We start from the raw sequence: 13,145 nt of genomic DNA, 5'->3' as shown, positions 1-13,145 counted from the left end.
TCAAAACAAGATTTTTCGATTTGAAAGACGGTGAGAGGATGGAGCCCATCTACGAGCAGCGGGCGCAGGTCTTTAAGGCCCTGTGCGACCCCCGGCGGCAGAAGATTCTGGCGCTGCTGCAAGGCGGGGAGAAGTGCGCCTGCAAGCTGATCGAAGAGATGGAGATGCCCCAGTCCTCCCTGTCCTATCATATGAAGATTCTTTGTGCTTCCGGTATTGTGGTCGGCCGGGAAGAAGGCAAGTGGACCCACTACCGCATCGATCCGGCGGGCAGCCGCCGGGCGGTGGAACTGCTGCAGGAGATCACCAGCACCGATGCAACCGCTTCCGTCTCCTGCCATTGTGGCTGCACCTGACCAAACGGAAACCGCACCAAGCCGGCGCGCTGCGCGCCGGCTTGCTTTACGGCCTATATATCCAAAATATTCGATATGAAAGAGTGGGATACCATGCAGGGACTGTTGTCTTTTCTACAAAATGAGCTGCTGGGCATGAAATGGCTGGACCGGCTCATGGCCCGGCTGGTGGCCGCCGCCTAGCTGGACCCGGAGGGGCGGCTGGGCGGCAGCATTCGTTTCTTCCTTTACGATACCATCAAGATCCTGGTGCTGCTGGGCTGCCTGATCCTGATAATCTCCTATATCCAGAGTTACTTCCCGCCGGAGCGCACCCGCCGGATTCTCGGCCGGTTCCAGGGTCTGACGGCCAATTGCCTGGCCGCGCTGCTGGGCACGGTCACCCCGTTCTGCTCCTGCTCCTCCATCCCGCTGTTTATGGGCTTTACCCGGGCGGGGCTGCCGCTGGGGGTCACCTTTTCGTTTCTGATCTCCTCGCCGATGGTGGATTTGGGTTCGCTGGTGCTGCTCATGAGCATCTTCGGCTGGCGGGTGGCGGTGCTCTATGTGGTACTGGGCCTGGTCATCGCGGTGGCGGGCGGCACCCTGATCCAGAAGCTGGGCATGGAGGATCAGGTGGAACCCTACATCCGGGCGGGCACGCTGCAGACGGTGCCCGGCCAGACTCTCACCCAGGCCGACCGGCTCCGGTTTGCCTGGGAGCAGATGACCTCCACCGCCCGCAAGGTATTCCCCTATGTGCTGGTGGGTGTGGGCGTCGGGGCGGTCATCCACAACTGGATCCCGGAAAGCTGGATTGTGGGCCTGCTGGGCGGCGGCAATCCGCTGGGCGTGGTACTGGCCACTCTGGCGGGCGCGCCCATGTACGCCGACATCTTCGGTACCATCCCCATCGCCGAGGCCCTGCTGGCCAAAGGGGCGCTGCTGGGTGTGGTGCTGGCCTTTATGATGGCGGTCACCACCCTGTCGCTGCCCTCGCTGATTCTGCTGCGCAAGGCTGTCAAACCCCGCCTGCTGGGAACCTTTGTGGCCGTCTGCGTGGCGGGCATCATCCTGGTGGGCTATCTGTTCAACGCCATCCAGCCCTGGCTGGTGAGCATATAAAGGAGGAAAGAACCATGGCATTGTTTGGTTTTGGTAAAAAGAAAGAGGAAAGCTGCGGCTGCACCTGTTCCGCGTCCGCACAGTGTGGATGCAGCTGCGGCAGCAGCAGCGAGCAGGCCCTCGTGGCGGTGCTGGGCTCCGGCTGCAAAAACTGCCACACCCTGTGGGAGAATATGAAGCAGGCCGCGCAGGAACTGGGCCTTTCGGAGCCGGTGGCCTATATCACCGACATGGAGCAGATCGCCCGTTCCGGGGTCATGAGCCTGCCCGCTGTTCTGGTGGATGGCCGGGTTGTGTCCAGCGGCCGGGTGCTGAGCCCTGCCGACGCAGCCGCCCTGCTGAAAAAGGAGCTGGGCTGACCGACTGAACCGGCCACAGGCGGGCCAAACTTCTAGCATCACCTTCCGGCGTACCGCAGCATAGAATGGCACGGCCGCCGGGCGGCTGAGCGTTTGCAAAGAAGGGTGGTACCGCATATGAAGCAGTTCCTGATCAAGGCGTTTCCCTATATCGGATTTTCCGCGCTGGCGCTGGGTGTGGGCTGGCTGGCCAGCTGGCTGACCCGCACCGGGCTGGAAACCGTCTATCCCCAGCTGTAAAAGCCCGCGCTTACCCCGCCGGGCTTTGTCTTCCCCATCGCCTGGGGGATCCTGTATGTGCTGATGGGGGTCAGCATGGCGCTGGCGGTGAACAAGGGCCTGGCTGCCGCAACCCCTGCACTGGTGCTGTGGCTGCTGCAGCTGGCGGTCAACTTCGGCTGGACGATCCTGTTCTTCGGCCTGAATCTGCGGGGAACAGCCCTGGTCTGCCTGGCGATCCTGTGGCTGCTGGTGCTGGATATGACCCTGACCCTGGCCCGGGTCAGCACCGCCGCAGCCTTGCTGCAGGTGCCGTATCTGCTCTGGCTCAGCTTTGCCGCCTACCTGAACGCAGGCATCTGGCTGCTGAACCGGTAAAAGTCAGAGATTTCCGACAAAATCCCTTGCAATTTGCCGGAGAATATGATATAGTATTCAGGCAATCGTTCCGAGGGCCGCTCCCTGTGCACAGGATGGTGCAGGCTGGTGGCTTTCCATTGAAGGTTGTGATGGGCGCATGATTTCGCATGGCCCCCTATGTCATAGACCAGAAATGAGGTGAATGAAATGAAGCAGGGCATCCATCCCAAGTACGTGGACTGCACCATCACCTGCGCCTGCGGCGAGGTGATCCATACCCGCTCCACTAAGCCGGAGATCCGGGTCGAGGTCTGCTCCAAGTGCCATCCGTTCTACACCGGCAAGCAGAAGCTGGTGGACAGCGGCGGACGTGTGGACCGTTTCAACAAGCGTTTCGGCCTGAAATAAGGCTTCATAAACGGTACGACAAAAAGGCGGTTTGCATCAAACCGCCTTTTTGCTGTCCCTGCGGATATTCGCCGAAAGGAGACCGTATGGAGGATTACCGCACCATCCAGGGGGAATCCCTGGCCGAGATCGAGGAAAAACGCAGCCGCTTTATCGCCCGCGCCGCCTTTGCCGATTCAGAGGAAAAGGCGCTGGCAGTGCTGGCCGCCGTGCGGGCCGAGCACCGCACCGCCCGGCACAACGTCTATGCCTATATGCTGCGGGAGGGCAGCCGCACCCGCTACTCCGACGACGGTGAGCCCGCCAAAACCGCCGGCCTGCCGGTGCTGGAAGCTATCCGCCACGCCGGCGTCACCGACTGCATCGTGGTGGTTACCCGGTACTTCGGCGGCACCCTGCTGGGCACCGGCGGGCTGGTGCGCGCCTATACCGAAAGCGCCTCCCAGGCGCTGGCCGCGGCCAAAATTGTCACGGTGCGCAGCTGTGTGCGGGGCTCGGTCACGGTGGATTACAGCCTGTATGAGCAGGCCGCCCGCCTGCTGGAAGCCGCCGGCGCCCGCATGGAAGAGCCGGAGTTTGCCGCCGCCGTTACCCTGCGGTTTGTATTGCCCCAGGGCGAGGAGCAGCCGCTGCTGCCCAAATTCCGCGAACTGAGCCGCGGCGCCGCCGAACTGGAGATCTCCCGGCCTTTTTATACCCCGTTTTGACCCGTGTGACCGGCACAAGGTCAAAATATCACAAAAAATTTTGAAAAAATAAAAGGGTTTTGCCCACAAACCTCGTATATATACTATAGAACGTGTTTTGTGCAGCCCATCGGGCCCGGACAGGGAGGTAGTGCCATGACCGTGCGGGAACAGACCGAACAGATCGAGCGGCAGATCCTGTCGCCGGGGGCCATGCGCAGCACCGACAGCCGGGGCCGCGTGCGGGAGGAAGAACCCTGCCCGCTGCGTACTTGTTTTCAGCGGGACCGGGACCGGGTGGTGCACAGCAAGGCCTTCCGCCGTTTGAAGCAGAAGACCCAGGTCTTTCTCAGCCCGGAGGGGGATCACTACCGTACCCGGCTGACCCACACGCTGGAGGTGGACCAGATCGCCCGCACCATTGCCCGGGCGCTGCGTCTCAACGAGGATCTCACCGAGGCGATTGCCCTGGCCCACGATCTGGGGCACACGCCCTTTGGCCACGCGGGCGAGCGGGCGCTCAACCGGCTGGCCCCCCACGGCTTCACCCACTACCGGCAGAGCCTGCGGGTGGTGGACCGGCTGGAAAAGGGCGGCAAGGGCCTGAACCTGACCTGGGAGGTCCGCAACGGCATCCTGTGCCATACCAAAGGCACCTGGCCCGCCACGCTGGAGGGGCAGGTGGTTCGCCACGCCGACCGGATCGCCTATGTGAACCACGACATTGAGGACGCCATCACCGCCCAGGTACTGGACGCGCGCCAGCTGCCGCCGGTGGTTACCCAGGTGCTGGGCACCACCAAATCCCAGCGCATCACCACCCTGATTGCCGACCTGGTGGCCCACAGCACCCCGGATGCGCTGGCTTTCAGCCCGGACGTGGAGGCCGCCTACCTGACGCTGCACGACTTCATGTATGCCACCGTCTATGTGGACGAGGTGGCCAAGCGGGAAGAGCGCAAGGTGGAAAAGATGCTCTCGGAGCTGTACGAGCGCCTTGTCTCCCAGCCGGAGCTGCTGCCTGGCCAGTATCTGGAAATCGCCTACCGGGAGGGCCCCGACCGGGCCGCCACCGACTATATCAGCGGCATGAGCGATGAGTTCGCCACCCGCACCTTTGAGGAATTGTTTGTCCCCCGCAAGTGGCACGTACTGTGACCTTGACCGGGAGAAAGGATGTTTATGTTCTATTTTGACGGCTCGCTCTTTTTCGGCCTGTTTTATCTGGTCTTTTTCCTGATTCTGGCCGTGTTTGTGGTCACCGCGGTGCGGGGCATTGCCCAGTGGAGCCGCAACAACGCTTCGCCGCTGCTCACCGTGCAGGCCAAGGTGGTGGCCAAACGTACCCGGGTGGGCCACAATGGTACCCACAACACCGGGTACCACACCTATACCCGCTACTATGTCACCTTCCAGGTGGAAAGCGGCGACCGGATGGAGCTGGCCGTGACCGGCGAGGAATACGGCCTGCTGGCCGAGGGGGATGAGGGAAGCCTCTCGTTCCAGGGCACCCGGTACAAGGGCTTCGAGCGCCGGTATTAACGGAATAAACCACACCAGAGAGAGGGGAGGGGAGCGCGTGATTCCGCAGGAGTATATTCAGGAAGTGGTGGCCCGCAACGACATCACCGACGTGATCGGCAGCTATGTGCAGCTGCGGCACCGGGGCCGTACCCACACCGGCCTGTGCCCCTTTCACAGCGAGAAAACGCCCTCCTTTGTGGTGTATCCGGAAACCCAGAGCTACTACTGCTTCGGCTGCGGGGCGGGGGGCGATGTGATCACCTTCATCCGCACCATGAACAATCTGGGCTACGTGGAGGCGGTCAAGTTCCTGGCCGCCCGGGCGGGAATGCCCCTGCCGGACGAGGACGACAAGGCCGGCAAGCTGCGCAGCCGCATTTTGGAGATCAACAAGCAGGCCGCCCGCTTTTTCTATCAGTGCCTGAACGCCAACAACGAGCAGGCCAGCGCCGCCCGGGCCTACTGGCGGCGGCGCGGACTGTCCGACGGCACCATCCGCCGGTTCGGGCTGGGCTGGGCGCCGGATGATTTCCGCAGCACCCTCAACTGGCTGCGGGAACGGGGCTTCAACGAAGAGGAGCTGCTGGCCTCCGGGCTGGTCAAACGCAGCGAAAAAGGCAACCTGTACAACATCTTCCGCGGCCGGGTCATGACCCCGATCTTTGATCTGCGGGGCAATGTGATCGCCTTTGGCGGCCGGGTGCTGGGGGATGAAAAGCCCAAGTACATCAACAGCCCGGAAACCCCGGTCTATAAAAAAAGCCGGGCCATGTTCGCCTTGAATCTGGCCAAGAAAAGCCCCTCCCGCCGGTATATCCTCTGCGAGGGCTACATGGACGTGATCAGCCTGCACCAGGCGGGCTTCGATACCGCGGTGGCCGCCTGCGGCACCGCCCTTACCGGCGAGCAGGTAAAATTGCTGGAAAACTACGCGGATGAAGTGGTGCTCTGTTATGACTCGGACGAGGCCGGGCAGAAAGCCACCGCCCGCAGCCTGGAACTGTTCTCCCACAGTCCCATCAAGGTGTCGGTGCTCACCGTCACCGGCGCGAAAGACCCGGACGAGTTCATCAAGAAATTCGGCAAAAACCGGTTCGAGATGCTGCTGAACGGCACCCACAACGCGCTGGAATACAAGCTGGGCAAGCTGAAGGACAACTACGACCTGGCCACCGACGCAGGCCGGGTGGGCTATATACAGGACGCCATCCGGCTGCTGACCGGGCATATCACTCCCACCGAGCGGGAGGTCTACGCCGGGCGTCTGGCCCAGGAAACCAACGTGTCCAAGGCCTCGATCCAAAGCCAGCTGGACGCGGCGCTGCGCCAGGCCGACCGCCGGGAGGACCGCCGCCGCCAGAAAGAGCTGCTGAACCAGGGCACCGCCGCCCAGATCAAGGTGCCTTATTCGCTGGGGGGCGAAAAGGCGCTGGGCATCGCCAACGCCGAACAGCAGCTGCTGGCCGCCATGCTGAAAAACGCGGATTTCATCCCGCTGGTGCGCAGCCGGATCCAGCCGGACAAGCTGCTGCTGCCGGATATGCAGCAGGCCTGCCAGGCGGTGTTCAACTGTTACGACCGGGGCGTAACCGCCGAGCTGGCCACCCTGGCCCCGGAGGTCACACCCGAAACCCTGTCGCTGCTGAGCGCCATCCTGGCGCGCAACCACGACGTGGCCATTACCCGGCAGGATGTGGAAATGTACCTGGACCGCATCGAGCAGAGTTTCCCCAAAAGCGCTCAGGCGGCCCAGATGAGCCCCGAGGAACTGGAAGCCTATATCCGGAGCCTGCGGGATAAAAAGATGAAGAAGTAACGGCGCTGTGCCGCGAAAGGATAAGGAGATATCGAATATGGCAGAAAAGAAAATCACCATCCGGGAACTGATCGAGACCGGCAAACGCAACGGCAAGCTGACCACCAAGGAGATCAACGAGGCCATTGAAGAGACCGGCTTTGACGTAGAGCAGATCGACAAGCTCTACGAAACGCTGGAGCGCAACAGCGTGGAAATCGTGGACGAGCCCGACCCGGAAGCGGATGCCTTTACCCTCACCGAAGCCAGTGTGGACATGTTCGAGAGCGCCCTGTCCGCAGAGGGCGTGGCCATTGACGACCCGGTCAAGGTCTACCTGAAAGAGATCGGCCGTGTGCCTCTGCTGACCCCCGACGAGGAGATCAAGCTGGCCCTGGCCATTCAGGAAGGCAACAAGGCCGTGGAAACCAAGAAAGAGAAATTCGCCCCGGTGCTGGAGGTGGAGCAGAACAAGAAACTCTCCATCCGGGACCGCAACGAAGCCATGAACGCCGTGCTGGATACCTGCAGCGCCGCCCAGCGGGAAGAGCTCAAGACCCTGGACAAGCTGATCAGCCAGGGCGACCGGGCCAAGCAGCGCCTGAGCGAGGCCAACCTGCGTCTGGTTGTGTCCATCGCCAAGCGGTATGTGGGCCGCGGCATGCAGTTCCTGGATCTGATCCAGGAGGGCAACCTGGGCCTGATCAAGGCGGTAGAGAAGTTCGACCATACCAAGGGCTTCAAGTTCTCCACCTATGCCACCTGGTGGATCCGGCAGGCCATCACCCGCGCCATCGCGGACCAGGCCCGTACCATCCGTATCCCGGTACATATGGTGGAAACCATCAACAAGGTCAAGAAGGTGAGCAGCCAGCTGCTGCACCAGAACGGCCACGAGCCCACCGCCGACGAGATCAGCGAAGCGCTGGATATGCCGGTGGAAAAGGTGCGGGAGATCATGCGCGTTGCGCAGGAACCCGTCAGCCTGGAAACCCCCATCGGTGAGGAGGAAGACAGCCATCTGGGCGACTTCATCCCCGATGAGGACGCCCCCGTGCCCGCCGAAGCCGCCAGCCACACCCTGCTGAAAGAGCAGCTGGCCAGCGTGCTGGGCAGCCTGACCCCCCGTGAGGAAAAGGTGCTGCGGCTGCGCTTCGGCCTGGAAGACGGCCGTCCCCGCACCCTGGAGGAAGTGGGCAAGGAGTTCAACGTGACCCGTGAGCGTATCCGCCAGATTGAGGCCAAGGCCCTGCGCAAGCTGCGCCATCCCAGCCGCAGCAAGCGCCTGAAGGATTTCCTGGATTGAGTTCTGCGCCCCTGCCTGTCTGGCAGGGGCTTTTCTGTCACTATACTGCGGAGGTCTCCATGCTGCGATTTGACTGTCTGGTGCTGGATCACGACGATACCGCCGTGCGCAGTACCCCCACCATCCATTATCCGTCCTTTTCCGCTACCCTGCAGCAGCTGCGTCCCGGCCAGTCCATAAGCCTGCAGCGGTTTGCCGAACTGTGCTACGACCCGGGCTTTGAACCGCTGTGCAGCCGGGTGCTGGCCTTTACCCCTGAGGAGATGAAGATTCAGGAGCAGAACTGGCTGGCGGCGGTGCGCCGTACCCGGGCGCCTTTCTGGCCGGGTATGGTGCCGCTGCTGGCCCGGTACGCGGCGGCAGGCGGGCATATCTGCGTGGTCTCCCATTCCAATGAGGATACCATCCGGCAGGACTACGCCGCCGCCGGGGCCCCCGCACCGGAACTGGTCTTTGGCTGGGAGCAGGGCCCCGGCCGGCGCAAACCCTCCCCCTGGCCATTGCAGCAGATCATGGCCCGCTGGCAGCTGGCCCCCGACCAGCTGCTTATGGTGGATGACCTGAAACCCGGCTGGGAGATGGCCCGTGCCTGCGGTGTGCCCTTTGCGGCGGCGGGCTGGGGCGTGCTCTGCGACGCGGCCCGCCGGGATCTGCAGGCCCGGGCGGACTGGTATCTGGAACGAGTGGAACAGCTGGAAGATCTGCTGTACAGCCGGACATAATCACACAAGCAGGGGAGGTGCAGTTGATGAACTTCATGACAGTACGGGAAGCCGCACAGCGCTGGAATCTTTCCCAGCGGGCTGTGCAGAAGTATTGTGCCCAGGGCCTGGTGACGGGGGCGCAGAAATTCGGTGCTGCCTGGCAGATCCCGGATACTGCGCCCCGCCCCTCCGGCGCGGTGCGCCCGGAAGAACTGCCCGGCCGGGTGCTGTCGGATATCATGCCGCTGCTGAACACCCCGTTCACCCCCGGCTGCTGCCAAAAGCAGGTGGAAGGGATGAAGGCCGGCCCCCGCAAGGAGATTGCCCGGGCAGAGTACGCCTATTTCAGCGGCAATGTGGAGGAGGCGGTGCGCCGCACCGAACCGTACCGGAACGACCCGGATATGGCGCTTCGCCTGTCCGCCTGCCTGCTCAGCGCCTACGCCAACCTGTCCACCGGCAATACCATCCGCACCCGGGAATCGCTGGCTCGCTTGCAGGAGGCGTTGAGCGGCGCAGGCCCGGATACGCCGCCGGCCGAGAGGGCCGCCCAGATCTGTGTGGCAGCGGCTGCGGCCGTGCTGCTGCACCTCCCGCTGCCAAAGGATATCCCGCCGGCAAAGGAGTATCTGCCGCTTCTTCCGCCGGGGCTGCGGATGTTTGCCATCTACGTAATGGCCCATTATGCCTACCTGAAAAAGGAATACGAGCGAAGCCTGGGCATCGTGGAAGGCGCCCTGGCCGTGCAGGGGGCGGTGTATCCCATTCCGACCATCTACCTGCATCTGGTGGCGGTGATGGATCATATGAGCCTGCGCCAGACCGAACAGGCCCAGACCCATCTGCTGGCCGCCTGGGAACTGGCCCGGCCGGACGATTTGATCGAACCGTTCGGGGAGCATCACGGCCTGCTGGGCGGCATGCTGGAATCGGTGCTGAAAAAGGACTGGCCGGAGGATTTCAAGCGGATCATCGCCATTACCTACCGGTTTTCGGCTGGGTGGCGGCGCATCCATAACCCGGATACCGGCCACGATGTGGCCGACAACCTGACCACCACCGAGTTCACCGCCGCGATGCTGGCCGCCCGCGGCTGGACAAACCAGGAAATTGCCGAGCAGATGAACATCTCCGTCAACACGGTCAAACGGCATCTTTCCGCTGCCATGCAAAAACTGAATGTGCAGCACCGCCAGGAATTGAGCCGGTATATGCTGCAATAAAACGGGTAATGCCCGCGGAAAATCATCCGCGGGCATTACCCGTTTTACCCCCTGTGGCGGGTGATGGCAAGAGACGGTATTTGTGGTATAGTGAAAAAAACTGTTCCCGCCGCCGTCGGCGGTCCGCCAACTTGGGGAAGGAGGCCCATACCCCCGTGCAGCAAGATTCTGTTTATGAAATCGTCGTACAGGATACCCAAAACCGGGACTGGCAGGGCCGGATTCGCTTCCCCGCCACCGGGGAGGAACAGCCGTTTGACAGTCTGCTGGAGCTGCTGGCCCTGATGAAGCAGCATCTGCCCGGCAGCCCGGACGGCCCGCACATTTCCTGAAACAAAACTAGGCCGGCGTTTCCGCGTTAAATTTGCGGAAACGCCGGCCTTTTGTGTGTCGGTTTGTTCGCTCAGGCGAAATCGTCGATAATGCCGCCGCCCAGCACCGCGCCGCCCGCATAGAGCACCGCGCTCTGGCCGGGGGCGGGGGCCCGCACTGGCTCGTCAAATTCCAGCCACTCGGCCCCGTCAAACCGGCAGGCGGCGGGTTTGGCCGCACTGCGCACCCGGGCCAGATAGCTGCCCGCAGGGGGCATTTCCGACGGCCCGGCCCAGTCCCGCAGCCGTACCCGGCGGGCAAATTCCTGTCCCGCCCGGCCCAGTTGCACATCGCCGTTTTCCAGGATGCGCTGCACGAACACCGGTTCGCCCAGGGCAATGCCCAGGCCCCGGCGCTGGCCCACCGTGTAGCTGGCAACCCCCTTGTGGGGGCCCAGATCCTGCCCCTCCGGGCCGATGAACCGCCCGCTGCGGTCGGTCAGGCCCCGGGCGCGGATAAAGCCGGTGTAGTCCCCGTCTGGGATAAAGCAGATCTCCATGCTGTCCGGCGCGTCGGCGCAGGCCAGGCCGCTTTCCCGGGCCATCTCCCGGATATCGTCCTTTTCAAATTCGCCCAAAGGCAGCACCAGCCGTTTCAGGATATCCTGCTCCAGCCGGTAGAGCATATAGCTCTGGTCCCGGGCCTCGGATTCCGGACGGTGGATGCGGTACAGCCCGTCCTCGTCCTGTACCACCCGGGCGTAATGCCCGGTGGCGATCAGGTCGATGCCCAGCCGGTCGGCCTCCTCGGCCAGCAGCCGGAACTTCAGCGCCGGGTTGCACCGGATGCAGGGGTTCGGGGTCTCGCCCCGGCAGTAGCTTTCGCAGAACGGGCTTACCACCAGCCGGTCAAACTCCTCCTGCGCGTCGATCACGTGCAGGGGCACCCCCAGCTGGCCCGCGGCCTTTTGGGCGGCCTCCACCGCGCCCTCGTGGGCGGGGGAGAAGCGGATCACCGCCGCCTGCACCGCAAACCCCTGCTGCTGCAGGATCTGCACGCAGACGCTGCTGTCCACCCCGCCGCTCAGGGCAACCAGTACGCCGTCCTGCTGTTCAAAGGTGGAAAATCCCGCCTCAGACACCGCAGCTACCCCCTTCGCAGGCGTGGCAGTCTTCGGTCAGTTTGCCCACGATGGGCTCCGGATCTACCCCCTGGCGGCGGTAGTAGTCGCTCAGAGCGGCCTTCACGGCCTGTTCGGCCAGCACGCTGCAGTGCACCTTGACCGGCGGCAGACCGTCCAGCGCCTCCACAACGGCCTTGTTGGTCAGGCCCAGGGCCTCCTCAATGGTGCGGCCCTTGATCAGCTCGGTGGCCATGCTGCTGGTGGCGATGGCCGCCCCGCAGCCGAAGGTCATGAACTTCACGTCCACGATGCGGCCGTCCTCAATCTTCAGGTACATCCGCATGATGTCGCCGCACTTGGCGTTGCCCACCTCGCCCACGCCGTTGGCGTCGGGCATTTCCCCCACATTGCGGGGATGGGCAAAATGATCCATTACCTTTTCACTGTACATTCCCATGGTTTTGTGCCTCCTGTTCCTTATATCACGCCAGCGGCTTCCACACCGGGCTCATGGCCCGGCGCAGGGGGATGATCTCCTCCAGCACGCTGCACAAATATTCTGCCTCTTCCATTGTGTTCTGCGGCCCGAAGCTGAACCGCATGGTGCCGTGGGCGGCCTCGTGGGGCAGCCCGATGGCCAGCAGCACATGGCTGGGGTCCAGGCTGTCGCTGTTGCAGGCCGACCCGGTGGAGGCACAGATGCCCCGCATGTCCAGATCCAGCAGGATGGTCTCGCCCTCCAGGCCCGCAAAGCTGATGTTCGCGTTGCCGGGCAGGCGGTTTTTCGCGTCGCCGTTCAGCCGGGTCTCGGGGATGTTGGCCAGCACACGGCCGATCACATAATCCCGCAGCGCAACCAGATGGGCCTGCTTTTCCTCCAGGTGGCCCACCGCCAGTTCAATGGCGGCGCCCAGCCCCACGATACCGGCCACGTTTTCGGTGCCGGCCCGGCGGCGGGATTCCTGCCCGCCCCCATCGATCAGGTTATCCGGCAGAACGCCCCGCCGGATATACAAAGCGCCCACGCCCTTGGGACCGTTGAATTTGTGGCCGCTCAGGCTGAGCATGTCCACCCCCAGCTCTTTTACATTCACCGGGATGGCGCCCACCGCCTGCACCGCGTCGGTGTGGCAGAGCACCTTTTTCTCCCGGCAGATGGCGGCGATCTCCTGAATCGGCTGGATGGTGCCGATCTCGTTGTTGGCCAGCATCACGCTCACCAGCGCGGTGTCCGGCCGGATGGCCGCGGCCACATCCTCGGGCCGCACAAACCCGTCGGCCGTTACCGGCAGCCAGGTCACCTCAAAACCGTCCTTCTCCAGCGCCTGCATGGCGTGCACCACCGCGTGATGCTCAAAGGCACTGGTGATCAGGTGCTTTTTGCCCTGCCGGGCCAGCTTGCGGGCCGTGCCCTTGATGGCCCAGTTGTCCGCCTCGGAACCGCCGCCGGTGAAGTAAACCTCCCCGGGCAGGCAGCCCAGTGCCGCGGCTACCTGGGCGCGGGCGGTGTCGATCTGCTCTTTGGCTTCATAGCCAATGCTGTAGTGGCTGCTGGGGTTGCCGCCCGGGCCGGTCAGCACAGGCAGCATCGCCTGCACCACCTGCGGGTCCACCGGGGTGGTGGCGGCGTTGTCTAAATAAACGATATGATCCATCGATTGTCACC

The 13,145-nt window shown here is 63.3% G+C and carries 15 protein-coding genes and 2 pseudogenes; 14 read left to right on the top strand and 3 right to left on the bottom strand.

Going from position 1 to position 13,145, the window contains the following annotated elements; genetic code table 11:
- Nucleotides 1-38: 38 nt before the first annotated feature.
- The 14 genes and pseudogenes from B5E65_RS03905 to B5E65_RS16150 all read left to right on the top strand — a co-directional run bounded on the left by B5E65_RS03905 (nucleotide 39) and on the right by B5E65_RS16150 (nucleotide 10,376).
- Nucleotides 39-356, top strand: coding sequence for an ArsR/SmtB family transcription factor (locus B5E65_RS03905; RefSeq protein ID WP_087170468.1), 318 nt, complete (start codon nucleotides 39-41; stop codon nucleotides 354-356).
- 93 nt (nucleotides 357-449) lie between these two features.
- Nucleotides 450-1,460 (top strand): annotated as a pseudogene (locus tag B5E65_RS03900) (permease).
- A 14-nt stretch (nucleotides 1,461-1,474) separates the two neighbouring features.
- The gene (locus B5E65_RS03895) at nucleotides 1,475-1,819 is read left to right on the top strand and encodes a thioredoxin family protein (protein ID WP_087170467.1); all 345 of its coding nucleotides are present in this window, start codon (nucleotides 1,475-1,477) and stop codon (nucleotides 1,817-1,819) included.
- A gap of 117 nt (nucleotides 1,820-1,936) precedes the next feature.
- Nucleotides 1,937-2,059, top strand: coding sequence for a hypothetical protein (locus B5E65_RS16690; RefSeq protein WP_275532857.1), 123 nt, complete (start codon nucleotides 1,937-1,939; stop codon nucleotides 2,057-2,059).
- Between the two features lie 12 nt (nucleotides 2,060-2,071).
- Nucleotides 2,072-2,416: pseudogene (locus B5E65_RS16500) on the top strand (TspO/MBR family protein); the annotation flags it as partial.
- A gap of 189 nt (nucleotides 2,417-2,605) precedes the next feature.
- Nucleotides 2,606-2,806 (top strand): 50S ribosomal protein L31, encoded by a 201-nt coding sequence (rpmE, locus tag B5E65_RS03885; RefSeq protein ID WP_087170466.1) that lies wholly within the window; start codon nucleotides 2,606-2,608, stop codon nucleotides 2,804-2,806.
- Between the two features lie 86 nt (nucleotides 2,807-2,892).
- Nucleotides 2,893-3,513, top strand: a complete 621-nt coding sequence (locus B5E65_RS03880; RefSeq protein WP_087170465.1) for an IMPACT family protein — start codon at nucleotides 2,893-2,895, stop codon at nucleotides 3,511-3,513.
- Nucleotides 3,514-3,648: 135 nt separating this feature from the next.
- The gene (locus B5E65_RS03875; RefSeq protein ID WP_087170464.1) at nucleotides 3,649-4,650 is read left to right on the top strand and encodes a deoxyguanosinetriphosphate triphosphohydrolase; all 1,002 of its coding nucleotides are present in this window, start codon (nucleotides 3,649-3,651) and stop codon (nucleotides 4,648-4,650) included.
- Nucleotides 4,651-4,674: 24 nt separating this feature from the next.
- Nucleotides 4,675-5,034, top strand: a complete 360-nt coding sequence (locus B5E65_RS03870; protein WP_343286385.1) for a DUF2500 domain-containing protein — start codon at nucleotides 4,675-4,677, stop codon at nucleotides 5,032-5,034.
- 37 nt (nucleotides 5,035-5,071) lie between these two features.
- On the top strand, nucleotides 5,072-6,832 hold the full coding sequence (gene dnaG / locus B5E65_RS03865) for a DNA primase (protein ID WP_087170462.1): 1,761 nt from the start codon (nucleotides 5,072-5,074) through the stop codon (nucleotides 6,830-6,832).
- 37 nt (nucleotides 6,833-6,869) lie between these two features.
- Nucleotides 6,870-8,117: an RNA polymerase sigma factor RpoD gene (rpoD, locus tag B5E65_RS03860; protein ID WP_087170461.1), complete on the top strand. Its 1,248-nt coding sequence runs from the start codon at nucleotides 6,870-6,872 to the stop codon at nucleotides 8,115-8,117.
- A 59-nt stretch (nucleotides 8,118-8,176) separates the two neighbouring features.
- On the top strand, nucleotides 8,177-8,839 hold the full coding sequence (locus B5E65_RS03855) for an HAD family hydrolase (RefSeq protein WP_143402966.1): 663 nt from the start codon (nucleotides 8,177-8,179) through the stop codon (nucleotides 8,837-8,839).
- A gap of 26 nt (nucleotides 8,840-8,865) precedes the next feature.
- Nucleotides 8,866-10,044, top strand: a complete 1,179-nt coding sequence (locus B5E65_RS03850; RefSeq protein ID WP_087170459.1) for a LuxR C-terminal-related transcriptional regulator — start codon at nucleotides 8,866-8,868, stop codon at nucleotides 10,042-10,044.
- A gap of 155 nt (nucleotides 10,045-10,199) precedes the next feature.
- Nucleotides 10,200-10,376: a hypothetical protein gene (locus tag B5E65_RS16150; protein WP_158098509.1), complete on the top strand. Its 177-nt coding sequence runs from the start codon at nucleotides 10,200-10,202 to the stop codon at nucleotides 10,374-10,376.
- A gap of 71 nt (nucleotides 10,377-10,447) precedes the next feature.
- On the opposite strand, the gene mnmA is transcribed toward B5E65_RS16150, so the two are convergent.
- Genes mnmA through nifS form a run of 3 tightly spaced genes read right to left on the bottom strand, consistent with a single transcriptional unit; the run spans nucleotide 10,448 to nucleotide 13,134 of the window.
- Complete coding sequence (gene mnmA, locus B5E65_RS03845) at nucleotides 10,448-11,497, bottom strand: tRNA 2-thiouridine(34) synthase MnmA (protein WP_087170458.1); 1,050 nt, start codon at nucleotides 11,495-11,497, stop codon at nucleotides 10,448-10,450.
- Nucleotides 11,490-11,930, bottom strand: a complete 441-nt coding sequence (gene nifU / locus B5E65_RS03840) for a Fe-S cluster assembly scaffold protein NifU (protein WP_087170617.1) — start codon at nucleotides 11,928-11,930, stop codon at nucleotides 11,490-11,492. Before nifU ends, mnmA begins: the two co-directional genes overlap by 8 nt.
- 31 nt (nucleotides 11,931-11,961) lie before the next feature.
- Nucleotides 11,962-13,134, bottom strand: a complete 1,173-nt coding sequence (gene nifS / locus B5E65_RS03835; RefSeq protein ID WP_087170457.1) for a cysteine desulfurase NifS — start codon at nucleotides 13,132-13,134, stop codon at nucleotides 11,962-11,964.
- Nucleotides 13,135-13,145: the final 11 nt, after the last annotated feature.

The sequence above is a fragment of the Gemmiger sp. An120 genome, from assembly GCF_002160955.1.
Taxonomy (GTDB): Bacteria; Bacillota; Clostridia; order Oscillospirales; family Ruminococcaceae; genus Gemmiger_A; species Gemmiger_A avium.
The sequence above is the reverse complement of the archived record's forward strand: the minus strand, read 5'-3'. Positions and strand labels throughout refer to the sequence as shown.